The 25,566-nt window shown below is 56.8% G+C and carries 24 protein-coding genes; 14 read left to right on the top strand and 10 right to left on the bottom strand.

All coding sequences use genetic code 11. The features are described 5' to 3' along the window. Window positions 1-103: 103 nt before the first annotated feature. The 4 genes from sanA to ACOTZD_RS02635 form a co-directional block, all read right to left on the bottom strand. A complete protein-coding gene (gene sanA / locus ACOTZD_RS02650; protein WP_003859314.1) occupies window positions 104-814 on the bottom strand; it encodes an outer membrane permeability protein SanA in 711 nt (236 codons plus the stop codon). Between the two features lie 127 nt (window positions 815-941). Further along, entirely contained in the window at window positions 942-1,826 is an 885-nt protein-coding gene (cdd, locus tag ACOTZD_RS02645) for a cytidine deaminase (protein WP_003859312.1), read from the bottom strand. Window positions 1,827-1,954: 128 nt separating this feature from the next. Beyond that, window positions 1,955-2,650 carry a CidB/LrgB family autolysis modulator gene (locus ACOTZD_RS02640; protein WP_003859310.1) on the bottom strand — a complete coding sequence of 232 codons (696 nt, stop codon included), beginning with the start codon at window positions 2,648-2,650 and terminating at the stop codon, window positions 1,955-1,957. Then, window positions 2,647-3,042: a CidA/LrgA family protein gene (locus tag ACOTZD_RS02635; protein WP_003859308.1), complete on the bottom strand. Its 396-nt coding sequence runs from the start codon at window positions 3,040-3,042 to the stop codon at window positions 2,647-2,649. The genes ACOTZD_RS02640 and ACOTZD_RS02635 overlap by 4 nt, the downstream gene beginning before the upstream one ends. A 168-nt stretch (window positions 3,043-3,210) precedes the next feature. On the opposite strand from ACOTZD_RS02635, the gene dusC reads away from it, so the two are divergent. From dusC to ACOTZD_RS02620, 3 genes are all read left to right on the top strand, one after another. Beyond that, entirely contained in the window at window positions 3,211-4,146 is a 936-nt protein-coding gene (dusC, locus tag ACOTZD_RS02630) for a tRNA dihydrouridine(16) synthase DusC (RefSeq protein ID WP_003859306.1), read from the top strand. Between the two features lie 332 nt (window positions 4,147-4,478). Beyond that, window positions 4,479-5,897, top strand: coding sequence for a multidrug resistance outer membrane protein MdtQ (gene mdtQ / locus ACOTZD_RS02625; protein ID WP_174402074.1), 1,419 nt, complete (start codon window positions 4,479-4,481; stop codon window positions 5,895-5,897). A gap of 50 nt (window positions 5,898-5,947) precedes the next feature. Continuing rightward, entirely contained in the window at window positions 5,948-6,712 is a 765-nt protein-coding gene (locus tag ACOTZD_RS02620; RefSeq protein ID WP_023324964.1) for an SDR family oxidoreductase, read from the top strand. Between the two features lie 56 nt (window positions 6,713-6,768). Here ACOTZD_RS02620 and ACOTZD_RS02615 read toward each other — a convergent pair whose 3' ends face one another. After that, a complete protein-coding gene (locus ACOTZD_RS02615; protein WP_174402073.1) occupies window positions 6,769-7,341 on the bottom strand; it encodes a DedA family protein in 573 nt (190 codons plus the stop codon). Between the two features lie 157 nt (window positions 7,342-7,498). Between ACOTZD_RS02615 and ACOTZD_RS02610 the strand changes: the two genes are divergently transcribed. Then, window positions 7,499-8,086 carry a Yip1 family protein gene (locus ACOTZD_RS02610; RefSeq protein ID WP_174402072.1) on the top strand — a complete coding sequence of 196 codons (588 nt, stop codon included), beginning with the start codon at window positions 7,499-7,501 and terminating at the stop codon, window positions 8,084-8,086. Between the two features lie 167 nt (window positions 8,087-8,253). Further along, the gene (gene pbpG, locus ACOTZD_RS02605; RefSeq protein WP_015572329.1) at window positions 8,254-9,177 is read left to right on the top strand and encodes a D-alanyl-D-alanine endopeptidase; all 924 of its coding nucleotides are present in this window, start codon (window positions 8,254-8,256) and stop codon (window positions 9,175-9,177) included. A 96-nt stretch (window positions 9,178-9,273) separates the two neighbouring features. On the opposite strand, the gene ACOTZD_RS02600 is transcribed toward pbpG, so the two are convergent. Both ACOTZD_RS02600 and dld read right to left on the bottom strand, forming a co-directional pair. After that, a complete protein-coding gene (locus ACOTZD_RS02600) occupies window positions 9,274-9,828 on the bottom strand; it encodes a GNAT family N-acetyltransferase (RefSeq protein ID WP_003859289.1) in 555 nt (184 codons plus the stop codon). A gap of 102 nt (window positions 9,829-9,930) precedes the next feature. Then, entirely contained in the window at window positions 9,931-11,688 is a 1,758-nt protein-coding gene (dld, locus tag ACOTZD_RS02595) for a D-lactate dehydrogenase (RefSeq protein ID WP_003859288.1), read from the bottom strand. A gap of 189 nt (window positions 11,689-11,877) precedes the next feature. On the opposite strand from dld, the gene bglX reads away from it, so the two are divergent. The 5 genes from bglX to ACOTZD_RS02570 all read left to right on the top strand — a co-directional run bounded on the left by bglX (window position 11,878) and on the right by ACOTZD_RS02570 (window position 18,063). After that, a complete protein-coding gene (bglX, locus tag ACOTZD_RS02590) occupies window positions 11,878-14,175 on the top strand; it encodes a beta-glucosidase BglX (protein ID WP_174402071.1) in 2,298 nt (765 codons plus the stop codon). Between the two features lie 136 nt (window positions 14,176-14,311). Further along, window positions 14,312-15,229, top strand: coding sequence for a glycine betaine ABC transporter substrate-binding protein OsmF (osmF, locus tag ACOTZD_RS02585; RefSeq protein WP_003859284.1), 918 nt, complete (start codon window positions 14,312-14,314; stop codon window positions 15,227-15,229). 12 nt (window positions 15,230-15,241) lie between these two features. Next, a complete protein-coding gene (locus ACOTZD_RS02580) occupies window positions 15,242-16,399 on the top strand; it encodes an ABC transporter permease (RefSeq protein WP_003859282.1) in 1,158 nt (385 codons plus the stop codon). Beyond that, window positions 16,392-17,342, top strand: a complete 951-nt coding sequence (locus ACOTZD_RS02575; RefSeq protein WP_003859280.1) for an ABC transporter ATP-binding protein — start codon at window positions 16,392-16,394, stop codon at window positions 17,340-17,342. The genes ACOTZD_RS02580 and ACOTZD_RS02575 overlap by 8 nt, the downstream gene beginning before the upstream one ends. Beyond that, window positions 17,326-18,063 (top strand): ABC transporter permease, encoded by a 738-nt coding sequence (locus ACOTZD_RS02570; protein ID WP_017383373.1) that lies wholly within the window; start codon window positions 17,326-17,328, stop codon window positions 18,061-18,063. The genes ACOTZD_RS02575 and ACOTZD_RS02570 overlap by 17 nt, the downstream gene beginning before the upstream one ends. Here ACOTZD_RS02570 and ACOTZD_RS02565 read toward each other — a convergent pair. After that, window positions 18,038-18,151 (bottom strand): protein YohO, encoded by a 114-nt coding sequence (locus ACOTZD_RS02565; RefSeq protein ID WP_022648678.1) that lies wholly within the window; start codon window positions 18,149-18,151, stop codon window positions 18,038-18,040. The genes ACOTZD_RS02570 and ACOTZD_RS02565 overlap by 26 nt on opposite strands. A 69-nt stretch (window positions 18,152-18,220) precedes the next feature. After that, the gene (mlrA, locus tag ACOTZD_RS02560) at window positions 18,221-18,961 is read right to left on the bottom strand and encodes an HTH-type transcriptional regulator MlrA (protein WP_003859273.1); all 741 of its coding nucleotides are present in this window, start codon (window positions 18,959-18,961) and stop codon (window positions 18,221-18,223) included. Window positions 18,962-19,179: 218 nt separating this feature from the next. On the opposite strand from mlrA, the gene ACOTZD_RS02555 reads away from it, so the two are divergent. From ACOTZD_RS02555 to ACOTZD_RS02545, 3 genes are read left to right on the top strand one after another with little or no spacing between them, the layout of a single operon-like run. Beyond that, entirely contained in the window at window positions 19,180-20,865 is a 1,686-nt protein-coding gene (locus tag ACOTZD_RS02555; RefSeq protein ID WP_003859271.1) for a sensor histidine kinase, read from the top strand. After that, the gene (btsR, locus tag ACOTZD_RS02550) at window positions 20,859-21,578 is read left to right on the top strand and encodes a two-component system response regulator BtsR (protein WP_022648676.1); all 720 of its coding nucleotides are present in this window, start codon (window positions 20,859-20,861) and stop codon (window positions 21,576-21,578) included. The genes ACOTZD_RS02555 and btsR overlap by 7 nt, the downstream gene beginning before the upstream one ends. Before the next feature lie 46 nt (window positions 21,579-21,624). Beyond that, complete coding sequence (locus ACOTZD_RS02545) at window positions 21,625-22,095, top strand: DUF1456 family protein (RefSeq protein WP_015572337.1); 471 nt, start codon at window positions 21,625-21,627, stop codon at window positions 22,093-22,095. 108 nt (window positions 22,096-22,203) lie between these two features. On the opposite strand, the gene metG is transcribed toward ACOTZD_RS02545, so the two are convergent. Then, a complete protein-coding gene (metG, locus tag ACOTZD_RS02540; RefSeq protein ID WP_045331172.1) occupies window positions 22,204-24,237 on the bottom strand; it encodes a methionine--tRNA ligase in 2,034 nt (677 codons plus the stop codon). Window positions 24,238-24,374: 137 nt separating this feature from the next. On the opposite strand from metG, the gene apbC reads away from it, so the two are divergent. Next, window positions 24,375-25,484: an iron-sulfur cluster carrier protein ApbC gene (gene apbC, locus ACOTZD_RS02535; protein WP_003859263.1), complete on the top strand. Its 1,110-nt coding sequence runs from the start codon at window positions 24,375-24,377 to the stop codon at window positions 25,482-25,484. Window positions 25,485-25,566: the final 82 nt, after the last annotated feature.

The raw sequence follows: 25,566 nt of genomic DNA, 5'->3' as shown, positions 1-25,566 counted from the left end.
ATTACTCATAGTCAGTGATATAAACAAGTATTGCTACTTATATCACTCATTAGGTATCTAAAAAGAGAGTAATGCGTTTTATATCACGCACTGTAGATCTGGATTACTTCTTCTGAATTTCCAGCAACTGCTCTGGCGTTACCGCCGGATAACCCTGCGCATCCTCCGGCACTTCGTGCATCGTTGGGATCGGCACCAGCGGGCCTAAAAAGCGCGGTTCACGTTTGAACAGGTACAGGTCAGCCAGCGCGCCGAAACGGGCGCCAAACTCACGCACGCGCACGCTCAGCATATCTTTTGGCGATGGCACCGCATAACACTGCGCCTGAATGCCCATATGCAGGGCGATAAACAGCGCCCGCTCGCAGTGGAAACGCTGGGTAATGATGATGAAATCATTGGTGTCGAACACCTTGCGGGTACGCACGATGGAATCAAGCGTGCGGAATCCGGCGTAGTCGAGCACGATATCGGCCGGGTCGACGCCTGCGGCAATCAGATCTTTGCGCATCGTCACCGGCTCGTTATAGCTTTGCAGCGCGTTATCGCCGCTCAACAGCAGATAGTTCACCTTGCCGCTGTTATAGGCGTTCAGCGCGCCCTGAATACGATACCGGTAATACTGATTTATGACGCCGGTGCGGTAATACTTGGCGGTGCCAAGCACCACGCCAACCTGACGGTAGGGGAGGTCCTGTAGGTCATCAAAAATGTAGGGGGCTGTTTTCCAGCTCATCCAGCGGTCGAGACCCAGCACGATCAACAGCAGTATGCCGACCAGGACAGACAGGCTGTAAAACACGCGCTTTAACATGCAGATGGCTCGTACCGATGATGAAATTTCCCTCAGGCTACTGTACCCGCCTGGTTAGCGCAAGAAACAGCGATTCAACTGAGGGGTTTTTCGTCAGACTGGCGGGCAACTCTGCCCGCCGAACAGATTATGCCAGCAGCACGCGGTCAATGGTTGAACAGCCCAGCGCTTTCAGCGTGGCTGCGGTCGCGTCCCACTGGATCAGCGGCGCATCGGCCTTTTCAGCCAGGATTGCGCGCTGAATATCCGGGTAGTCATACCCGTTCAGGCTAAGCAGGTTCAGGGCGCCCTGAAGCGGAGGCAGCGTCGGGTTAAACGCGGCGTTCTCTGCGTAACTGCCGGTGAAGATGCGGCCGTCGCGGCACTGAAGGGCGACGCCGCTTGGAGATTTGCTGTATGGCGTGTGGCTTTTATTGGCGGCGGCAATGGCCGCTTCGCTCAGCTCATCCCCTGAGAGCGCATAACCGTGGTCCTGCTCGTCCATCAGCAGGGTTTTGATCTCAAGATCTTTCGGGCCGAAAGCATCCGGCAGGTAATCACGCAGCGTATGCGGTGCGCGTCCCGGCAGGTTGATACGCAGTTCAAGACCGCTGTTCAGCTCATTCATAAACTGGCGGCAGTGGCCGCAAGGGGTATAGTTGACGGTGATGGCGCGCAGGGCTTTTTCGCCGCGTAGCCAGGCGTGACTGATGGCGCTCTGCTCCGCATGGACGGTTTGCTGCATGGTCGCACCGAGAAACTCCATGTTTCCGCCGAAGTACCAGGTCCCGCTCACACCGCGCGCAATTGCGCCTACGTTAAAATGGGAAAGGTCAGCGCGGGCGCAGGCAGCCGCCAGGGGCAGCAGGGCGAAAGCCAGCGCGTCTTCGTCCAGCCCCGTTGCCTGTTTAAGCGTCGTGACCTGATCTGCCGTCAGCAGGGCGGGGAAATGCGCATCCGCCAGAACCGGAGCCAGGGCTGATTGCAAATTCTCTGCAAGCTGAGAGAAAGCAGCTTGAAAACGTGGATGCATGACGTTGCCTCATCAAGGTTAATGGATCGGTAGTGTACGGAGCCGTACGGCCTTTATATGTGATCCAAATCTCATTATGTGTGCAACTTATGAAATGAAAATGAAATTTGCGCGACGCATCGCAAATTTTAGCCCATTACTGCCAGAATAATCGGGAAGATAAACGGCGCGACCAGGGAAGTGATAATCCCGCAGATCACCAGCGCCAGCGAGCTGAATGCCCCTTCCTGATAATCGAGTTCCGCGCAGCGTGCGGTGCCCAGCGCGTGCGAGGCGGTACCCATCGCCAGACCGCGTGCCGCTTTGGTACGAATTTTCATGATATTCAGCAGCGTATGACCAAACACCGCGCCCAGGATACCGACGAAAATCACGCACACGGCGCTGATGGCCGGAATGCCCCCGATGCTGCCGCCCACGGCCATGGCAATCGGCGTGGTGACGGATTTAGGCAGGATAGAGGCGGCGATCTGCGGCGATGCGCCCATCATTAAGGCCACCGAGGTGCCGGTGATCATCGCAACAAGGCTCCCCACGAAGCAGATGGTTATGATGGATTTCCAGCGCGCGCGGATCTGATGCAGTTGCTCATATAAAGGAAACGCCAGCGCCACCACGGCAGGCTGCAACAAATCGTTAAGGATCTTGCTCCCGGCGAAGTAACGCTCATAAGAAATGCCGGTGAGCAGCAGAAAAGGAATAATCACCACCATGGCGACCAGCAGCGGGTTGAGCAACGGCATTTTGAAACGCACCGCAAGCTTACGCGCAGCAAAGAACACCACCAGGGTTAACGGCAGGGACCACCAGATATTCGCCATCATTTTTTTGTTTTCTCCCCGACGACCTTACGTTCGCCATGCACAATGTGTGAACTCCAGCTGACGACCAGGAAAACCACCAGCGTACTGATGGCGCAGGAGACCACAATCGGGCCGAACTGCGCTTTAAGCACATCGTAATACTGCATAACCCCAACGCCGATAGGCACAAAAAGCAGGGCCATGTAGCGAATGAGAACGAAGCACCCTGGGTTGACCCATTTTGCGGGCAGCACCTGTAATGCCAGCAGTACAAACAGGATCAGCATGCCGATAATGCTGCCGGGTATCGTAATCGGCAGCAGCGAAGCGATAAAAATGCCGGCGTACAGGCAGGCATAAATGAGGACGAAGGCGCGAAGGTATTGCCAGATAGTATTCAGTGATTTGCTCATGGTGAAAGTCCTTGCTGAGACGTATTCATCATACAATTAAACCTGAAAATGTGCCACGGATCACATCATGAATTTTGGGCATATCAGACATTCCGGAATGGAACGCCGGGCTTTCAACATACATAGAGAGCAGCTACTATAGCGCGTCTTTTTTCACAGGTACTCAGAATGCGTGTTTTACTGGCCCCGATGGAAGGCGTGCTCGACTCTCTCGTGCGCGAGCTGCTTACCGAGGTGAACGATTACGATCTCTGCGTGACGGAGTTTCTGCGCGTGGTCGATATGTTGCTGCCAGAAAAATCATTTTATCGTCTCTGTCCGGAACTGCATCGTCAGAGCCGCACGCCGTCCGGTACGCTGGTGCGCGTCCAGCTGCTCGGCCAGTATCCTGAGTGGCTGGCTGAAAACGCCGCCCGCGCGGTAGCGCTTGGTTCGTACGGCGTCGATCTTAACTGCGGCTGTCCGTCAAAGCTGGTCAACGGCAGCGGCGGGGGGGCGACGCTACTTAAAGATCCGGAGCTGATTTATCGCGGCGCAAAGGCCATGCGTGAGGCAGTGCCATCGCATCTGCCGGTGACGGTCAAAGTCCGTCTGGGATGGGACAGCGGCGATAAGCAGTTTGAAATTGCTGACGCGGTGCAGCAGGCGGGCGCCACCGAGCTGGTGGTGCACGGGCGAACCAAAGAGGATGGTTATAAAGCCGAGCGCATTAACTGGCAGGCGATTGGCGAGATCCGCAAACGGCTTACGATTCCGGTGATTGCCAACGGCGAAATCTGGGATTACGAGAGCGCGCAGGCCTGCCTCAAAGAGACCGGCTGTAATGCCGTGATGATTGGCCGCGGTGCGCTGAACGTGCCGAACCTCAGCCGGGTGGTGAAATATAATGAACCGCGGATGCCGTGGGCGGATGTGGTGAAACTACTGCAAAAATACACGCGGCTGGAAAAACAGGGCGATACCGGCTTGTATCACGTCGCGCGCATTAAACAGTGGCTGAGTTATTTGCGTAAAGAGTACGACGACGCGCTGGGATTATTTCAGGAGATCCGTACCCTACAGACGTCTGCGGATATTGCCCGGGTGATCCAGTCGAAGTCCTGAGCGAAGTGTGAAGAGTTTGCCCGGCGCGGAGCCGGGCAACGGAATCAGAAAATCATCTTGAATACGCCGGTTACCACCAGCAGCCCTATCAGAAATATAATCAAAATAACCCACAACAATATTTTCATTCGCCTCTCCTGCGTATGTCTGTCGAAGTAAGTGTAGCAGTCAATTCATAATTAGCATGAATACATGAAATTAACTCATTGTCTTGGGGAATAAATTTCCGGATATGAAAATGTATAACAATATGCGGATTGCCACGCGTTACTAAAAAACGGAACGTCAGTAAGCGTAAGTTGCGCCTTTATTTTTTTTGAGTTCATGGCGTAATGAAACGTTCTCTTACTTTATCTCTGAGTGCTCCTCTTGTTTTTATGCTGGCCGCCTGCGCGCCGGAACATGCCACGGTGTCTCCAGTAAAAACGCAAGCCGCCGCCGCAACTGTAAATACCCAACTGCGTCATGCCGACTGGCCAAAAAGCGAATGGTGGAAAGACTTTAACGACTCCCAGCTCAACGCGCTGATCGACAAAGCGCTGGCGGATGCGCCGGATATGCAAATTGCCCGTCAGCGTATCACCCTGGCGGAAGCACAGGCGAAAGCCGCTGTCGCTGCTGAGGGTCCACAAATGGATTTTTCCGCAGATGTGGAACGGCAAAAGATGTCGGCAGAGGGGTTGATGGGGCCATTTGCACTGACCGACCCGGCAGCGGGGACCACCGGCCCCTGGTATACCAACGGCACCTTTGGTCTGACGGCGGGTTGGGATCTGGATTTATGGGGTAAAAACCGCGCCCAAATTGAGGCCCGCATCGGTAAGGTGAATGCGCAAAAAGCGGAGCTGGAGCAGACCCGCCAGCTGCTCGCCAGCAGCGTCGCGCGGCTGTACTGGGACTGGCAGACCGAGGCCGCGGTGGGTGACGTGCTCGCGCAGATCAAACGGGAGCAGGAAAATATCATCGGTGCCGATCGGGAGCTTTATCAGCACGGCATTACCTCCTCGGTGGAAGGGGTTGAAACGGATATCAGTGCCAGCAAAACCGATGAACAGCTCGCTGACGTGCACGGCAAAATGAAGGCCATTGAGGCGCGTCTGAATGCGTTGACCAATACCCCTTCAGTCACGCTCGCACGGCATGCCTTACCTGACGCAGAGGCATCGCTGCCATCAACGCTCGGTTATGAACTGCTGGCTCGGCGCCCGGATTTGCAGGAGGCGCACTGGTATATCGAAGCATCCATGAGCGAAGTCGATGCCGCCAGAGCCGCGTTCTACCCTGACATCAATTTGATGGCGTTCTTGCAGCAGGATGCATTGCACCTGAGCGACCTGTTCCGCTCATCTGCGCAGCAAATGGGCGTAACCGCGGGGCTGACGCTGCCAATTTTTGACAGCGGTCGGTTGAATGCGAACCTGGATATCGCCCAGGCGCAAAACAACCTCTCCGTGGCGAACTACAACAAGGCCGTGGTAGATGCCGTAAACCAGGTCGCCCGGACGGCCAGCGAAGTGGAAACGCTGACCGCCAAAAATCAGCACCAGCAGCAGATCGAAAAAGATGCGGCGCGCGTCGTCGCGCTGGCGCAGGCGCGCTTCAGGGCGGGGATCATTGCCGGCTCCCGGGTGAGTGAAGCAAAAATTCCGGCGCTCAAAGAGCGTATTGCCGGGTTGATGCTGAAAGGTCAGTACGTGGATGCCACGCTCCAGCTCACCTCCGCGCTGGGTGGCGGATATCATCACGGCTAACATTGCGCATTATCTATACTTACCTCTTTGCAGATTTTCAGGAGGTGAGTATGACGCGAGTCGCAATTGTTACCGCATCGGATTCAGGAATTGGCAAAACGACGGCCCTGATGCTGGCCGAGCGCGGGTTTGATATCGGGGTGACCTGGCACTCAGATGAGGAAGGGGCGCTGGCAACCTGCCGTGAAATTGAAGCGCGCGGGCAGCGTGCCGAGGCCATTCAACTCAACTTAAGCCATTTACCGGAAGGCGCAAAGGCCATTGAAACCCTGATTACGCGTTTCGGGCGGCTGGATGTGCTGGTTAACAATGCCGGGGCGATGAATAAAGCGCCATTTCTGGACCTGTCGTTTGACGACTGGCGGCACATATTCACCGTTGACGTGGACGGCGCGTTTCTCTGCTCGCAAATCGCGGCGCGTCAGATGGTGAAGCAGGGGGAAGGGGGGCGGATCGTGAACATCACCTCGGTGCATGAACATACGCCATTGCCGGACGCCAGCGCCTATACGGCGGCCAAACATGCGCTGGGCGGGTTAACCAAGTCGATGGCGCTGGAGCTGGTTAAACATAAGATTCTGGTGAACGCCGTTGCGCCCGGTGCGATCGCCACGCCGATGAATGATATGGACGACAGCGAAGTGAAAGAAGGCTCAATGCCGGAAATCCCGCTGGCACGGCCAGGGCATACCAAAGAAATTGCCAGCCTGGTGGCGTGGCTGTGTGACAGTGACGCCAGCTACACCACCGGGCAGTCGTTTATCGTTGACGGCGGTTTTATGCTGGCGAATCCGCAGTTTAAGCCGGAAGGGTAGATACTCTTCTCCCTCTCCCTGTGGGAGAGGGGCGGGGTGAGGGCAGCAGGCCGAACTCACTCTTCATCCCGCCGCTTTTCACGATGCTTCAGCCACAGCCGTACCCCAATCACCGCCACAACCACCAGGATCAACCACGCCCAGTGCTTCAGGTGCTGGTCAAGATTATGCAGCCATGGGCCAATCACTTCGCCACCCGCGTAGCCAAGCGTGGTGAAAATCAACGCCCAGGCAATCGCCCCGAGAATGTTCAGCGGCAGGAAAATTTTCGGTGGTAAACGACTCGCGCCAATCAGTATCGGCCCAATGATGCGAAAACCGTACATAAAGCGGGTACCAATCACAAACAGATAAGGATGTCGCTGGATCAGCCGCTGGGCGCGGCGAATTTTCTTCTGATGTTTAGCAAAACGGTGCAAAATCGTCGGGCCAAAACGCAGCCCCAGAAAATAGAGCAGCTGATCGCCAATCATACCGCCTAATGCGACAGCGGCGACCACCAGCGGAAATTTCAGCAATCCCTGATGTGCAGCCACCCCGCCCAGCAGCGTGATGGTTTCGCCCTCTGCCACGCTGCCGATCACCAGTGCGGCGTATCCATATTGTTCAATAAGACCGTTGATATCCATTAAGTAAACGTCGTCTCCCTTACTATGCCTGCGTTAATCATATACCCCATCCATCAACCGCGCGGCAATCAACGGAAATTTCCCACTGTACATAAAATAATCTAAAGCCTGCATTATACTTAAGCTATCGCTGACGGGCCGACAACAAGGGGGCGTTATGAACCATGTCTGGGGACTTTTCTCCCATCCCGATCGTGAAATGCAGGTCATCCGTAACGAGAACGAAACGGTCGCGCATCACTATACCCACCATGTCCTGCTGATGGCAGCGGTGCCGGTGGTCTGCGCATTTATTGGTACTACGCAGATAGGCTGGAACTTTGGTGACGGCACCGTGGTTCAGCTTTCGTGGTTTACCGGACTGTACCTGGCCATTCTGTTTTATGGCCTGATGCTGGCCGGGGTGGCGGTGATGGGGCGGGTCATCCACTGGATGGCGCGCAACTATCCGCAGAGCCCGTCGCTGGCACACTGTATGGTCTTCGCCGGATACGTCGCGACCCCGCTGTTTTTAAGCGGTATTGTCGCGCTCTATCCACTGGTCTGGCTGTGCGCGCTGATCGGTACGGTTGCCCTCTTTTATACCGGTTATCTGCTGTATGTAGGGGTGCCAACCTTCCTCAATATCAATAAAGAAGAGGGCCTGAGCTTCTCCAGCTCTACGCTTGCCATCGGCGTACTGGTCCTGGAGGCGCTACTGGCCCTGACAGTTATTCTTTGGGGTTATGGATACCGTCTCTTCTAAGTTCCCTGCATTGCTGGCGTAAATGCCAGCAATGCAGCATCTGGTTATGATTCTCCGCTGGCGACAACGCACGGTGACCGCTATGATGCCGAAGCCAGCCTGTGTTTATCCGTCGACACAGGCGGTGTACGTCATAACGTGCGTGAATCATTATCAGAAGTCTCATCATGCTGAAATTTCGAGTGTCACTCCTTAGTCTTGCGCTGCTGTTGGGCGTCTCCGCTACCGCGCCAGCCATCGCCAAAACGACCGCAGTCGCCACCGCTGCTGCGCAACCCCAGATTGCGTCCGGCAGCGCGATGATCGTTGACCTGAATACCAACAAGGTGATCTACGCCAGTCATCCGGATCTGGTGCGCCCGATCGCTTCCATAACCAAAGTCATGACCGCGATGGTGGTGCTTGATGCACGACTGCCGCTGGACGAAAAGCTAAAAGTGGATATCAGCCACACGCCAGAGATGAAAGGGATCTACTCTCGCGTGCGTCTGAACAGTGAAATCAGCCGTAAAAATATGCTGCTGTTGGCGCTGATGTCCTCAGAGAACCGCGCGGCGGCGAGCCTTGCCCACCATTATCCTGGCGGTTACGACGCGTTTATCCGCGCGATGAATGCCAAAGCCAAAGCGCTGGGGATGAAAAATACCCATTTCGTGGAGCCAACCGGTCTGTCGATCCATAACGTCTCGACGGCGCGTGATTTAACAAAGCTGCTGATCGCCAGTAAGCAATACCCGCTGATTGGTCAGCTCAGCACCACGCGTGAGGAGATGGCGACATTCTCGAACCCGGCGTATACGCTGCCGTTCCGCAACACTAACCATCTGGTGTATCGCGATAACTGGAATATTCAGTTAACCAAGACCGGATTCACCAATGCGGCAGGACACTGCCTGGTGATGCGCACCGTATTTAACGGTAAGCCAGTGGCGCTGGTGGTGATGGACGCCTTCGGCAAATATACCCACTTCGCGGATGCCAGCCGCCTGCGTACCTGGATTGAAACCGGGAAAGTGCAGCCGGTGCCGGCTTCAGCGCTGGCGTATAAAAAGCAGAAAGCGGAACAGATGGCGACGGCGCAGAACGATTAGGAAAAAGCAAAACGGTAACGCATGTTACCGTTTTTTATGTTTTCTCCCTCTCCCTGTGGGAGAGGGCCGGGGTGAGGGCACCAGACCGCACTGCGTTTATTCCGGCAGCGTCCAGTCCCCGTCGTTGAGCGGGCGCTGCATCATCACCGTGTCCCGCCAGTCGCCTTTTTTATATCCCACACTTCTGAGCTGACCCACAATTTCGAAACCGTGCTTTTTATGCAGCCGCAACGACCCGGGGTTATTTTGCCCGTCGCCGACCACGGCAATCATCTGCCGCCACGGTCCTTGTTCACAACGGGCGATCAGTGCCTGGAGTAAGGCCGAGCCAAACCCGCGGCCGGTGGTGCTGGCATCCACATAAATGGATTCTTCAAGGGTATAGCGATAAGCCTGGCGTGGACGATAAAACGTGGCGTAGCAGTAGCCGACAACAATGCCGCGATACAGCGCAACCAGCCACGGTAAACCGCTGTCGGTCACGCTCTTCATCCGCTGACGCATCTCATCGACGGTGGGGGGAACTTCCTCGAAGGACGCACGGCCATGAAGCACATGCCAGGCGTATATCGCCGAGATGGCATGCGCATCGTCAGGAAGGGCGTCGCGCACCTCGATTTCAGTTTCGGGGAAAGTTTCTACAGCCGACATGTTCTGCCCGCTCCTTGTTTGGAAAGCCAGAGAAACGTTTCTCTGGCAACAGGCAGATACTCTAGTACGTTTGAGGAGAGCTTAACAATCTCTTAAATTTGGCTATATGAGTTCATCAGAGGCTTGCGTATTGTGCTGCTCTGATTCGGCACTCTCTTTCCAGTATTTCTTCCGCGTTGTCTTACCAATGCCGGGGTTCATACTGTTTGTAGGGTCATTTTTGCGATAAAACTGTTTAAGCGTCTCCGGCGCTTTATACAGGTGTCCCACGTTGTGCTCGGCAGGATATTGCGCGCCACGCTCGTGCAGCAGCGCCAGCATCTGTTCTTTCAGCGCGTGTGCATCAACCCCTTTTTTCACGATGTAATCCTGGTGGAAGACATAGCACATAAAGTGGCCGTAATAGAGCTTATGCACCAGCTTGCTGTCGATCTCCGGCGGCAGATGTTCAAACCACTCGGTATCGTTGCGACGCAGGGCGATATCCAGCGCCAGAATATCCTCCACTTCTTCGGAATGCACCGCCTGATAACGGATAGCGGCACCCGCCGCGGCGAAACGATGCAGGAAGGCTTTGCTGCCTTCTTCCGGCGTGCAGGCAAAGAAATCCCCGTCGGCGGTTTTGAAGAATTCGGTGAGCCAGCTCTGCGCTTCGTCAATTCCGTCCCCGGCCATTTTCAGCAGCAGATGGTGCTCATACTTGTCGCGCCAGGTCTTCATCCGCTCCGGTAAATGCGCCGGGAAGACGTTGCCCAGCTTCTGCATAAAGCGGTCGGTGAAGTGCGGCTTGAAGAGCGACACTTTCTCCAGCATCGCATCGGTGCGGCCCTTCATGGTGAAGAAGAACGGCATTTTGTCGGTGCCGAGCTTGTCGATCATCAGGAAGGTATCTTTGCCGTAGCGCTCGGCGATGTCGTAAATGTCCCGGTGCATATACTCGCCCGCCACCGGCAGGTGAGTGAACTCGGCCAGAATATGACGGCGGATCTCCGTCAGCACCTCCGGCTGATTGGTGCCGATGTAAAACACCTGCTGCTTTTTCTCTGCCGGGAAGGTATCGAGGCGCACCGCAAAAACGGCCAGCTTGCCCGCGCAGCCGGAGGATTCAAACAGGCGATCCGGATCGGCGTTATAGCGCGCTGGCGTATCGGCATTGATATCGCGCACGCGGGTGATGTAATCGTGGTCATGCGCGTGACGGCCATCGTGCTGAACGTCTTCGTCCTTCACGCGGTCATCGTCAAGTTTGCTGAGGATCTGCTCTGGCGTTACGCCCAGATCGATCCCCAGATGGTTAACCAGCGTCAGCTTGCCGTTTTCATCGATACGGGCAAACAGCGACATCTCCGTGTAGGCCGGGCCGCGCTGCACCAGCGAGCCGCCGGAGTTATTGCAGATCCCACCGATCACCGAGGCGCCAATGCACGACGAGCCGATCACCGAGTGCGGTTCGCGACCCAGCGGCTTAAGCGCCTTTTCCAGCGAGTAGAGCGTGGTGCCGGGGAAGGCGAGTACCTGTTCGCCCTTGTCCAGCAGGTGCAGTTTGTCGAGGCGCAGGGTGCTGATAATCACGATGTCACGATCGTAATCGTTGCCGTTCGGCGTGGAGCCTTCAGTCAGGCCGGTGTTAGCAGCCTGCATTAAAATAATCTTGTCTGCCGCAACGCAGGCGCTGAGCACGCGCCACAGTTCGAGCAACGTACCGGGGAAGACCACCGCCAGTGCCTCGCCCTGACCGGAGCGGAAGCCCTTGCGGTAGCGGGCGGTTTTAGCCGGGTCGGTAAGCAGGTGAGAGTGACCAACCAGGCGCGACAGTTCGTTAATAAATGTAGTGTTATCGTCAGTTCGAACAGAAGACATCTTCCACTCCTTGTGGTGGGGCAAATTTCTCGCTGTAAAGCATAGCGCGATTAGCCGTTGAGCGGTCGGGTATTCATGAGAAAAATCAGAGAATAACCCTGCAAGGTTTTCAGGCTTTGTGGCACACTGCGCTTTTCGCACGGTCTGGCCGGGTGCTTCCCGCGGTTATTGATGAGAGAGAATAACAACATGAAATGGCTATGTTCTGTAGGTGTCGCCGTCAGCGTGGCGCTGCAACCTGCGCTGGCAGAGGATTTGTTTGGTAATCACCCGCTCACGCCCGAAGCCCGCGACGCCTTTGTCACGGATTTACTCAAAAAAATGACGGTCGATGAGAAAATCGGCCAGCTGCGCCTGATCAGCGTCGGCCCGGATAACCCGAAAGAAGCCATTCGCGAGATGATCAAAGACGGGCAGGTAGGAGCCATTTTTAACACCGTTACCCGCCAGGATATCCGCAAGATGCAGGATCAGGTGATGGAGCTGAGCCGCCTGAAAATCCCACTGTTCTTCGCTTATGACGTGGTGCACGGCCAGCGTACCGTCTTCCCGATTAGCCTCGGCTTAGCCTCCTCCTTTAACCTCGATGCGGTGAAAACCGTCGGGCGCGTATCGGCATATGAAGCCGCAGACGACGGCCTGAACATGACCTGGGCGCCGATGGTTGACGTCTCCCGCGATCCGCGCTGGGGCCGCGCTTCGGAGGGCTTTGGAGAAGACACGTATTTAACCGCCACGATGGGCAAAACCATGGTGGAAGCGATGCAGGGCAAAAGTCCGGCAGATCGTTACTCGGTGATGACCAGCGTCAAGCACTTCGCCGCCTACGGCGCGGTGGAGGGCGGTAAAGAGTACAACACCGTCGACATGAGCCCGCAGCGCCTGTTTAACGACTACATGCCGCCATACAAGGCAGGGCTGGACGCGGGCAGCGGGGCGGTGATGGTAGCGCTGAACTCTCTCAACGGCACGCCTGCCACCTCCGATTCGTGGCTGCTGAAAGACGTGTTGCGCGACCAGTGGGGCTTCAAGGGCATCACCGTTTCTGACCACGGCGCGATTAAAGAGCTGATCAAACACGGCACGGCGTCTGACCCGGAAGATGCGGTACGCGTGGCGCTCAAGTCCGGCATCAACATGAGCATGAGCGACGAGTACTACAGCAAATACCTGCCGGGGCTGGTGAAGAGCGGCAAGGTGACGATGGCAGAGCTGGACGACGCCGCTCGCCACGTGCTGAACGTGAAATATGACATGGGACTGTTTAACGATCCTTACAGCCATCTGGGGCCGAAGGATTCAGACCCGGCGGACACCAATGCCGAAAGCCGTCTGCACCGTAAAGAAGCCCGGGAAGTAGCTCGCGAAAGCCTGGTGCTGCTGAAAAACCGTCTCGACACGCTGCCGCTGAAAAAATCCGGCACCATTGCCGTGGTCGGTCCGCTGGCCGACAGCAAGCGCGACGTCATGGGCAGCTGGTCCGCCGCAGGCGTGGCGGATCAGTCCGTTACGGTGCTGACCGGCATTAAGAGCGCCGTGGGTGATAACGCAAAAGTGGTTTACGCCAAAGGTGCGAACGTCACCGACGATAAAGACATCGTGACCTTCCTCAACCAGTATGAGGAAGCGGTGAAGGTGGATGCGCGCACGCCGAAAGAGATGCTCGACGAAGCGGTTAACGCCGCGAAGCAGTCCGACGTGGTGGTCGCGGTGGTGGGTGAAGCGCAGGGGATGGCGCACGAAGCCTCCAGCCGGACCGACATCACTATCCCGCAAAGCCAGCGCAATCTGATCGCGGCCCTGAAAGCCACCGGCAAGCCGCTGGTGCTGGTGCTGATGAACGGGCGCCCGCTGGCGCTGGTGAAAGAAGATCAGCAGGCTGACGCCATTCTGGAAACCTGGTTCGCCGGTACCGAAGGCGGTAACGCCATTGCCGACGTGCTGTTTGGCGATTACAACCCGTCCGGCAAGCTGCCGATGTCCTTCCCGCGCTCCGTCGGGCAGATCCCGGTTTACTACAGCCACCTGAACACCGGTCGTCCGTATAACGCCGACAAGCCGAACAAGTACACGTCCCGTTACTTCGACGAAGCTAACGGCCCGCTCTATCCGTTTGGCTATGGCCTGAGTTACACCACCTTCAAGGTGTCTGACGTCAAAATGTCGGCGCCGACCCTGAAGCGTGACGGCAAAGTGACCGCCAGCGTAGAGGTGACCAACAGCGGCAAACGCGAAGGCGCGACGGTGATCCAGATGTACGTTCAGGACGTCACGGCCTCCATGAGCCGTCCGGTGAAACAGCTGCGCGGCTTCGAAAAGGTCAACCTGAAACCGGGCGAAACCAGAACGGTCAGCTTCCCGATTGACGTAAATGCGCTGAAGTTCTGGAATCAGCAGATGAAATACGATGCTGAGCCTGGCAAATTCAACGTCTTCATCGGCGTGGATTCCGCCCGCGTGAACAAAGCCGAGTTCGAACTGCAATAATCTTACCTTTCTCCCTTTCCCCCGCCTGGCGGGGGATGCCTCTCATCTTGTACGAAAAACGGTTAAATTCACTGTTTTAAGCTACGCTTTTCTCTCAAGCCTATGAAAAAGGCCACAAAATAATGAGGAAAGCAGAATGACGATGATTAAGGGGATAACAGGGTCGGCGGTGCTTCTGGCGGCGCTGAGCCTGCCGTTACAGGCCGCAGAGCCGGTTAAGGTGGGTTCCAAAATTGATACCGAGGGCGCGTTGCTCGGCAATATCATTTTGCAGGTACTCGAAAGCCACGGCGTGAAAACGGTCAATAAAGTACAGCTTGGCACCACGCCTGTCGTGCGCGGTGCCATCACTTCCGGCGAGCTGGATATCTACCCGGAATACACCGGCAACGGGGCATTCTTCTTCAAGGATGAAAACGATCCGGCCTGGAAAAATGCCAAAGCCGGGTACGAAAAAGTCAAAAAGCTGGACGCAGAAAAAAATAAGCTGGTCTGGCTAACGCCGGCACCGGCCAACAACACCTGGACCATCGCGGTGCGCAAAGATATCGCCGAGAAAGGCAAGCTCACCTCGCTTGACGATCTCAGCCGCTACCTGAAAGAGAAGGGCGAGTTTAAGCTCGCGGCCTCGGCAGAGTTTATCGAGCGCGCTGATGCCCTGCCAGCGTTTGAAAAAGCCTATGATTTCAAGCTCGATCAGGCACAGCTGCTCTCTCTGGCAGGCGGCGACACGGCAGTGACCATTAAGGCGGCGGCGCAGCAAACCTCCGGCGTCAACGCGGCGATGGCCTACGGCACAGACGGCCCGGTCGCGGCGCTTGGCCTGCAAACCCTGACCGACCCGAAAGGCGTTCAGCCTATTTACGCCCCAACCCCGGTCGTGCGCGAGGCGGTGCTGAAAGCCTACCCGGATATTGCGGAATGGCTCAAACCGGTATTTGAAAAACTGGATGCGAAAACGCTGCAACAGCTGAATGCCAGCATTGCCGTTGAGGGGCTGGATGCCAAAAAAGTGGCTGCCGACTTCCTGAAACAACAAGGGCTTGTGAAGTAACGGGATAAGGCTGTGCCAATAAAATGCCATAACCGCGTCCTGCTGCTGTTGGCCTGTGTGGCCATCGCGGCGGTCGCGTTACCTTTTGTGAATGTCGCGCCAAACCGTCTGGTGTCGGGCGAACCGCGCGCGCTCTGGCAGATCTGGGCATTTACGCCGCTGCTGCTGGGCGCGGCGCTGGCGAGTACTGTTGCTTTAGCCTTCTGGCCGGGGCGAACCGCCCTGTGGCTGACGTTTTTGCTCAGCGAAGCGCTGTTTATCGTACTGTTCTGGAGCGCGGGACAGGCGGCAACGCAGATGGCCGCGGTTGAAAGCCCGCTGGCGCGCACGTCGGTTGGTAGCGGGCTGTGGCTGTGGCTGGCACTTTGTCTGCTGGTCTGTAGCGATGCCATTCGCCGTCTGACGCCGCAACCCGTCTGGCGCTGGCTGCTGAACGCGCAATTCTGGGTTATCCCTCTGCTGATCCTCTTCAGCGGCGATCTGAATCAGCTCTCGCTGTTAAAAGAGTACGTCAACCGCCAGGAGGTATTTGACAACGCGCTGGCGCAACATCTGACGATCCTGTTCGGGACGCTGATCCCGGCGCTGCTGCTGGGCGTGCCGCTGGGCATGTGGTGCTACCGACATACCAGCCGCCAGGGCGCCGTCTTTACCGTGCTCAACGTTATTCAGACCATCCCCTCCGTCGCCCTGTTTGGCCTGCTGATTGCCCCCCTCGCCGGTCTGGTGAAATCCTTCCCTGCGTTGGCTGCGGCAGGCATTGCCGGAACCGGGCTGACGCCAGCGCTGATTGCCCTTGTGCTGTATGCGCTGCTGCCGCTGGTGCGCGGCGTGGTGGCGGGGTTAAGCCAGGTTCCGCCCGACGTGCTGGAAAGCGCCCATGCGATGGGGATGAGCGCGCGCCAGTGTTTCTGGAAAATACAGCTGCCGCTTGCGCTTCCGCTGCTGGTTCGCAGCCTGCGGGTGGTGACAGTGCAAACCGTGGGGATGGCGGTGATTGCCGCGCTGATCGGGGCGGGCGGCTTTGGGGCACTGGTCTTCCAGGGGCTGCTCAGTAGCGCGCTGGATCTGGTGTTGCTGGGCGTCGTGCCCACAATTGCGCTGGCGGTCGTACTGGATGCCCTGTTTGCCCTGTGGCTCGCGCTGCTCAGGAGAAGAGCCAATGATTGAATTTCATGATGTGAGTAAAACCTTTGCGGGCCGTCCGGCGGCAAGCCACCTTAATCTGCATTTTGCCGAGGGGGCGTTCTCGGTATTGATCGGGACATCGGGGTCGGGAAAATCCACGACGCTGAAGATGATCAATCGGCTGGTGGAACACGACAGCGGGACGATTCGCTTTGCCGGAGAGGAGATCCGCAGCCTGCCGGTGCTGGAGCTGCGGCGGCGTATGGGCTACGCCATTCAGTCCATCGGCCTGTTTCCCCACTGGACGGTGGCGCAGAACATTGCCACCGTGCCACAGCTGGAAAAATGGTCCCGGGGGAAGATCAATGAGCGTGTCGACGAACTGATGGCGCTGCTGGGCCTGGACGCGTCGCTTCGTAACCGCTATCCGCACCAGCTTTCCGGCGGACAGCAGCAGCGGGTCGGGGTGGCGCGCGCGCTGGCCGCTAACCCGCAGGTACTGCTGATGGATGAGCCCTTCGGCGCACTGGATCCGGTCACCCGCGGCGCACTTCAGGCCGAGATGAGCCGCATCCACCGTATTCTCGGGCGCACCATCGTGCTGGTGACGCATGATATCGACGAAGCACTGCGGCTGGCCGATCGTCTGGTACTGATGGATCACGGCGAAGTCGTCCAGCAGGGTACGCCGCTTGAGCTGTTAACCTCGCCGGCGAATGATTTTGTGCGTGAATTTTTTGGCCGCAGCGAGCTGGGCGTCAGGCTGCTCTCGCTGCGCACCGTCAGGGACTATCTGCGTCCGCAGGATGCGCAAATCGGTGGTGAACCGCTGCACGATGGGATGAGCCTGCGCGATGCCCTGTCGGCGTTTGTCGCCCGGCAGTGTGAGGTGTTACCCGTTTCGGACGGGCAGGGGACACCATGCGGGACGATCCATTTTCGCGATCTGCTGGCGGGGGAGGTGACGCGTGAAGTGGGTCCGTGATCCGTTACTCTGGCTGACAGGGCTGTTTATCGCCTTACTCTACCTGATGCCGCACAGCGCGGCGCTGTTTAATGCGCTTATTCCCGGGCTGCCACGTCCGGTATACCAGCAGGAGAGCTTTGTTAATCTCACCCTGGCGCACTTCTGGCTGGTGGCAGTGTCAAGCGTGATTGCCATCGTGCTGGGCACAGGCGCCGGTATTGCGGTGACGCGGCCTGCGGGCAGGGAGTTCCGTCCGCTGGTGGAGACCATCGCCGCAACGGGGCAGACCTTCCCGCCGGTGGCCGTGCTGGCGATTGCCGTGCCGGCGATCGGTTTTGGGCAGGAGCCTGCCATCATTGCGCTGATTTTGTACGGCGTGTTGCCCATTCTGCAAGGGACACTGGCAGGGATTGCGGCGGTGCCTGCATCGGTGCTGAGCGTAGCGGAAGGAATGGGGATGAGCGCCTGGCAGCGGCTGGTGAAGGTCGAACTGCCGCTGGCCGCACCGGTGATTATCGCTGGCGTGCGAACGTCCGTGATAATCAACATTGGTACGGCAACCATCGCCTCGACGGTCGGAGCCAATACGCTGGGAACGCCGATCATTATCGGGTTAAGCGGGTTTAATACGGCTTACATCATTCAGGGGGCGGTTTTGGTTGCGCTGGCGGCAATTGTGGTGGATCGCCTGTTTGAACGCCTGGCCGGATACCTCAGCCAACACCGCCGCGAACAATAAATGAATAACCTGCAAGCATAACGCCACCGATACCGCTGACAGCCATCAGTGCAAAAAGGGTAATTACGGCCAGTTTCGTTGCCTTCATCATGTGCTCCTGTTGTTAACGGAACAATTATACGGTGAAGCGCAGCTGTTAATGAACCATTAAATGCCGTTACGACGCATTTGGACCCAGTGAGTAAACGGGATAACCATGTTCGCGCCACTCCGTAAGGAGCTGCTGCTGGGAAGCGGAGGGGACTTCGCCGCACCAGACCAGCAGCGTCTGTCCCTCAAACAGTTCCGGCCTGAGCTGGGCCAGGGAGTGGGCAAGCACGTCAACGCGCCAGCCCTGCTGGGTGGCAATCCAGGCTTCGAGCCACAGCCGGGTGGTATCGTGTACGTTCCAGCCGATCACCAGTGCATCTTTGCTGTTTTTATTCCGCGCTGAGGCAAGACAGACGGAAATATAGTTAATCAGCACGCCATCAAGCATGCTGAGCAGCGCCTGTAAGGTGGTTTGCTGACACTGAAGCCGACGCCGTAGGGGAATAAAAAGATGAGTGATCAGGGTTTGCGCCGGGTAGTCTCGACCCTGTTCTTTGATCCAGCCGCGCAGACGCTGCAAATTGCCACTCTGCAACAGCCTCAGCAGGGTTTCCTGCTGCTCGCGCCAGAGATGCTGCGTATCAGGATCGTCCTGGCTTAGAAGCGATTTTACCTTGCCGACCTGTACGCCGTTGTCGATCCAGCTTTTGATCTCGCGGATCCGGTCAATATCCGCATCGTTAAACAGGCGGTGCCCGCCGTCCGTTCTTTGCGGCTTAAGCAATCCATACCGTCGCTGCCACGCCCGTAGCGTAACGGGATTGATATCACACAGGAGTGCCACTTCACCTATTGTGTAAAGCGCCATTTTCGCCCCCAGGCTTGCGCGTCCCCAGCTTAACTGTAGACCCACTTTGCGGAACCAGGAAGATTTGATTCTTTTTTGTACAAATTATACGAAAGACAGGTTATCTCCGGCAAAAGGTGTGATGACGGACACGATTTATCGCTTTTTTGGCACGTTTCAAAGAAAGTTAACCGCTATCAGTGTATGTTACGCGTTTTTAGAATGTGCGGTTTGTGAGTATGTACGAGTTTAATCTGGTGCTGCTGTTGCTTCAGCAGATGTGCGTGTTTCTTGTCATCGCCTGGTTGATGAGCAAAACGCGTCTGTTCATTCCGCTGATGCAGGTCACCGTCCGTCTGCCGCACAAATTCCTCTGCTACGTCGTATTTTCCATATTCTGCATTATGGGGACCTGGTTTGGTCTCCATATTGAGGATTCCATCGCCAATACGCGCGCCATCGGCGCGGTAATGGGCGGGCTGCTCGGAGGCCCGGTCGTGGGCGGTCTGGTGGGGTTAACCGGCGGCCTTCACCGCTATTCGATGGGCGGTATGACGGCACTAAGCTGCATGATCTCCACCATTGTCGAAGGGCTGCTCGGTGGTCTCGTCCACAGCTATATGATTAAGCGCGGACGGCCGGATAAAGTGTTCAGTCCCCTTACCGCCGGGGCGATCACCTTCGTGGCGGAAATGGCGCAGATGGCGATCATCCTGCTGATCGCGCGCCCGTTTGACGATGCGTTACATCTGGTCAGCAGCATTGCCGCACCGATGATGGTCACCAATACCGTAGGTGCGGCGCTGTTTATGCGCATTCTGCTCGACAAACGCGCCATGTTCGAAAAATACACCTCGGCATTTTCTGCCACCGCCTTAAAAGTTGCGGCGTCGACGGAAGGGATCCTGCGGCAGGGATTCAACGAGGAGAACAGCATGAAGGTGGCGCAGGTGCTGTATAAAGAACTGGATATCGGGGCCGTGGCGATTACCGATCGCGAAAAGTTGCTGGCGTTTACCGGCACCGGCGACGACCACCATCTGCCGGGCAAACCGATCTCATCGGCCTATACCCTGCGCGCTATTGAAACGGGTGAAGTGGTGTATGCCGACGGGAATGAAGTGCCGTACCGCTGTTCCCTGCATCCGCAGTGCAAACTCGGCTCTACGCTGGTCATTCCCCTGCGGGGCGAAAATCAGCGCGTTATGGGCACCATTAAGCTTTACGAAGCCAAAAACCGCCTGTTCAGCTCCATCAACCGCACGCTGGGGGAGGGGATCGCCCAGCTGCTTTCGGCGCAAATCCTGGCGGGGCAGTATGAACGGCAAAAAGCGCTGCTGACGCAGTCAGAAATTAAGCTCCTGCACGCTCAGGTGAATCCGCATTTCCTGTTTAACGCGCTTAACACGCTGAAAGCGGTGATCCGCCGCGACAGCGATCAGGCCGCGCAGCTGGTGCAATTTCTGTCGACCTTTTTCCGCAAAAATTTGAAGCGTCCCTCGGAGATCGTCACCCTCGCGGACGAGATTGAGCACGTAAACGCCTATCTGCAAATTGAAAAAGCGCGCTTCCAGTCACGTTTACAGGTGTCGTTATCCGTCCCGGATGAGCTGGCGTATCAGCATCTTCCGGCCTTTACCCTGCAACCGATTGTAGAGAACGCCATTAAGCATGGGACCTCGCAGCTGCTGGGTACCGGAGAAATCATGATTTCCGCTTCCCGTTTTAACCACCATCTGGTGCTGGATATCGAAGACAACGCGGGGCTGTATGAAGCTTCCGCGTCAGGCGGTCTGGGCATGAGCCTGGTGGATAAACGCCTGCGCGCGCATTTTGGTGACGACTGCGGTATCACCGTTGCCTGTGAGCCAGACCGCTATACCCGAATTACCTTACGATTGCCGCTGGAGGAGAACGCATGTTAAGAGTGCTGATTGTTGATGATGAGCCGTTAGCACGGGAAAACCTGCGTGTCCTGTTGCAGGAGCAGAGTGATATCGAGGTTGTGGGGGAATGTGCCAATGCCATTGAAGGCATCGGTGCGGTGCATAAACTGCGCCCTGACGTGTTGTTCCTCGATATTCAGATGCCGCGCATCAGCGGGCTGGAGATGGTCGGCATGCTCGACCCGGAGCACCGTCCCTATATCGTCTTTCTGACGGCCTTTGATGAGTACGCGGTAAAGGCATTTGAAGAGCACGCGTTTGATTATCTGCTGAAACCGATTGAAGAGAAACGGCTTGAAAAGACCCTGACCCGTCTGCGCCAGGAGCGTACCGCGCAGGACGTGACGCTGCTGCCGGAGCATCAGCAGCCCCTGAAGTTTATCCCCTGTACCGGGCACAGCCGGATTTACCTTCTGCAAATGGACGACGTTGCTTTTGTCAGCAGCCGTCTGAGCGGGGTATACGTCACCAGCGCCGAAGGCAACGAAGGCTTTACCGAGCTGACCCTGCGCACGCTGGAGAGCCGCACGCCGCTGATCCGCTGCCATCGTCAGTATCTGGTGAACATGGCGCACCTGAAGGAGATCCGCCTGGAAGATAACGGCCAGGCCGAGCTGGTGTTACGTGCCGGGCAAACCGTTCCCGTCAGTCGTCGCTACCTGAAAAGTTTGAAAGAGGCGATAGGGCTGTAAAACTGGTACACTGCGCGCCATTGCATCATCGACATTCGAAGGCTCTATGCTAAGTAACGATATTCTTCGTAGCCTGCGCTACACCCTGAAAGCGAACAATAATGACATGGTGCGCATTCTTGCGCTCTCCGACATGGAATCCACGTCCGCCGGGTTCGACACCTGGATGACTAAAGAAGATGAAGAGGGTTTTGTTCGCTGCCCGGACATCATTCTGTCGGGCTTTCTGAACGGCCTGATCTACGACAAGCGCGGCAAAGATGAATCTGCTCCTGAGCTGGCGCTGGAGCGTCGGGTGAATAACAACACGGTGCTGAAAAAGCTGCGTATTGCTTTCTCCCTGAAAACTGACGACATTCTGGCGATCATGACCGAGCAGAAATTTCGCGTGTCGATGCCGGAAATCACCGCCATGATGCGCGCGCCGGATCATAAGAATTACCGCGAGTGTGGGGATCAATTTCTGCGTTATTTCCTGCGTGGGTTGACGCAGCGGGTGCATAACCAGAAGGGGTGATTTTTAGCCGGACGGCGGCTTCGCCTGACCCGGCCTACAAAACCCGTCGGCCCGTGCAAGCGTAGCGCCGCCAGGCAAAAAAAGCCGGATTCTCATCCGGCTTTTTTATTACTTCACCTGCTGACCCGGCTTCGCGCCTTCGTCAGGGCTTAACAGGAATATATCTTTCCCGCCCGGGCCTGCGGCCATCACCATCCCTTCGGAGATGCCGAAGCGCATTTTACGCGGCGCCAGGTTTGCCACCATCACGGTCTGACGACCGATCAGCACCTGCGGTTCAGGGTACGCGGAACGAATGCCGGAGAAGACGTTACGTTTCTCGCCGCCCAGATCCAGCGTCAGACGCAGCAGTTTGTCAGAGCCTTCCACGAACTCCGCGTTTTCGATCAGCGCCACGCGCAGGTCGACTTTAGCGAAATCATCAAAGGTGATGGTCTCCTGAATCGGATCGTCCGCCAGCGGGCCGGTCACCGGTGCGGCAGCCGCTTTCACCTCTTCTTTGGATGCTTCCACCAGCGCGTCAACCTGCTTCATCTCGATGCGGTTATACAGCGCCTTGAAGGTGTTCACCTTGTGGCCGAGCAGCGGCTGCTGGATGGCATCCCAGGTCAGTTCGGTGTTCAGGAATGCTTCCGCGCGGGCTGCCAGCTGCGGCAGAACCGGCTTCAGCCAGGTCATCAGCACGCGGAACATGTTCAGACCCATGGTGCAGATCGCCTGCAAGTCGGCGTCGCGGCCTTCCTGTTTCGCCACCACCCACGGCGCCTGCTCGTCCACATAGCGGTTGGCCACGTCTGCCAGCGCCATGATTTCGCGAATGGCTTTACCGAATTCACGGCTTTCCCAGGCTTCGCCAACCGCAGCGGCGGCGTCGGTGAAGGTTTTATACAGCTCAGGATCGGCCAGTTCGGCAGAAAGCACGCCGTCAAAGCGTTTGGCGATAAAACCTGCGTTACGTGACGCCAGGTTCACCACCTTGTTGACGATGTCCGCGTTCACGCGCTGCACGAAATCTTCCAGGTTCAGGTCGATATCGTCGATGCGGGAAGAGAGCTTCGCGGTGTAGTAGTAGCGCAGGCTGTCCGCGTCGAAGTGGTTCAGCCAGGTGCTGGCCTTAATAAACGTCCCGCGAGATTTAGACATCTTCGCGCCGTTCACCGTTACGTAGCCATGTACGAACAGGTTGGTCGGCTTGCGGAAGTTGCTGCCTTCCAGCATTGCTGGCCAGAACAGGCTGTGGAAGTAAACGATGTCTTTACCGATGAAGTGATACAGCTCGGCATCGGAATCTTTCTTCCAGTATTCGTCGAAGCTTACGGTGTCGCCGCGCTTGTCACACAGATTCTTGAAGGAGCCCATGTAGCCAATCGGCGCATCCAGCCAGACGTAGAAATATTTGCCCGGTGCGTTCGGGATTTCGAAGCCAAAGTATGGCGCATCGCGGGAGATATCCCATTGTTGCAGACCGGATTCGAACCACTCCTGCATTTTGTTCGCGACCTGCTCCTGCAATGCACCGCTGCGGGTCCACGCCTTCAGCATTTCGCTGAACGACGGCAGGTCGAAGAAGAAGTGCTCGGAGTCACGCATCACCGGCGTCGCGCCGGAAACCACGGATTTCGGTTCGATAAGCTCGGTGGGGCTGTAGGTCGCGCCGCACACTTCGCAGTTATCGCCGTACTGGTCCGGGGATTTACATTTCGGACAGGTGCCTTTAACGAAACGGTCCGGCAGGAACATGCCTTTTTCCGGATCGTACAGCTGAGAAATGGTGCGGTTTTTAATGAAACCGTTCTCTTTCAGACGGGTGTAGATCAGCTCCGACAGCTCGCGGTTTTCGTCGCTGTGTGTGGAGTGATAGTTGTCATAGCTGATGTCAAAGCCAGCAAAATCGGTCTGATGCTCCTGACTCATTTCGGCGATCATCTGTTCCGGGGAAATGCCCAGCTGCTGCGCTTTCAGCATGATCGGCGTGCCGTGGGCATCGTCCGCACAGATAAAGTTCACCTCGTGGCCGCGCATTCGCTGGTAACGGACCCAGACATCAGCCTGGATATGCTCCAGCATGTGGCCGAGGTGGATTGAGCCGTTGGCGTACGGCAGGGCGCACGTTACCAGAATTTTTTTCGCGACTTGAGTCATAGTAGGCATTACTTCTTTTAACTGTGAAAAGGGTTTTCGATATTACCAAAAGGGGCATTATTAAGTAAGCACAAACCGCGGCCTTTCAGGTAAACTTGTTTGTCTAAGGTCTTATTCACAAGAACAAAGGAGTCGGGATGAGTTCTCAATCCCAGGCCAAATCACCGGAAGCCTTACGAGCAATGGTCGCCGGGACGCTGGCTAATTTTCAGCATCCAACCCTGAAGCACAATCTCACGACGCTGAAAGCGCTTCATCACGTCGCATGGCTGGACGATACGCTGCACATCGAGCTACAGATGCCGTTCGTCTGGACCAGCGCCTTTGATGCCCTGAAAGAGCAAACCAGCTCTGAGCTGCTGCGCATTACCGGCGCAAAAGCAATTGACTGGAAGCTAAGCCACAGCATCGCCACGCTCAAGCGCGTGAAAAATCAGCCGGGCGTTAACGGCGTGAAGAACATCATCGCCGTCAGCTCTGGCAAGGGAGGGGTGGGTAAATCATCTACCGCCGTGAATCTGGCGCTTGCACTGGCGGCAGAAGGGGCGAAGGTCGGCATTCTGGATGCGGATATCTATGGCCCGTCCATTCCAAACATGCTGGGGGCGGAAAACCAGCGTCCAACTTCGCCGGACGGCACCCACATGGCGCCAATCGTGGCGCACGGTCTGGCGACCAACTCCATTGGATATCTGGTTACTGACGATAACGCGATGGTCTGGCGTGGCCCGATGGCCAGCAAGGCGCTGCTGCAAATGTTGCAGGAGACAATGTGGCCAGACCTCGATTATCTGGTGCTGGACATGCCGCCGGGCACCGGTGATATCCAGCTGACGCTGGCGCAGAACATTCCGGTTACCGGCGCCGTCGTAGTCACCACGCCGCAGGATATCGCGCTGATCGACGCCAAAAAAGGCATCGTCATGTTCGAGAAGGTAGAGGTGCCGGTACTGGGTATCGTCGAGAACATGAGCATGCATATTTGCAGCAACTGCGGGCACCATGAGCCCATCTTTGGTACCGGCGGTGCGGAGAAGCTGGCTGCGCAGTATCACACCCAGCTGCTGGGGCAGATGCCGCTGCATATTTCCTTGCGTGAAGACCTGGACAGCGGGAAACCAACGGTGGTCAGCCGCCCGGACAGCGAATTTGCCCAGATGTATCGCCAGCTTGCAGGGCGCGTTGCGGCGCAGCTCTACTGGCAGGGGGAAGTGATCCCGGGTGAAATCGCCTTCCGCGCGGTGTAACGCCTCTGCGCGTTAGTGCCGGGTGACGGCTTTGCCTTACCCGGCCTACCTCGATTTTGTAGGTCAGGTAAGCATAGCGCCA

This window comes from Enterobacter cloacae complex sp. SHL022 (assembly GCF_049237785.1).
GTDB lineage: Bacteria > Pseudomonadota > Gammaproteobacteria > Enterobacterales > Enterobacteriaceae > Enterobacter > Enterobacter hormaechei_C.
This window is presented reverse-complemented; position numbering and strand designations above follow the sequence as displayed.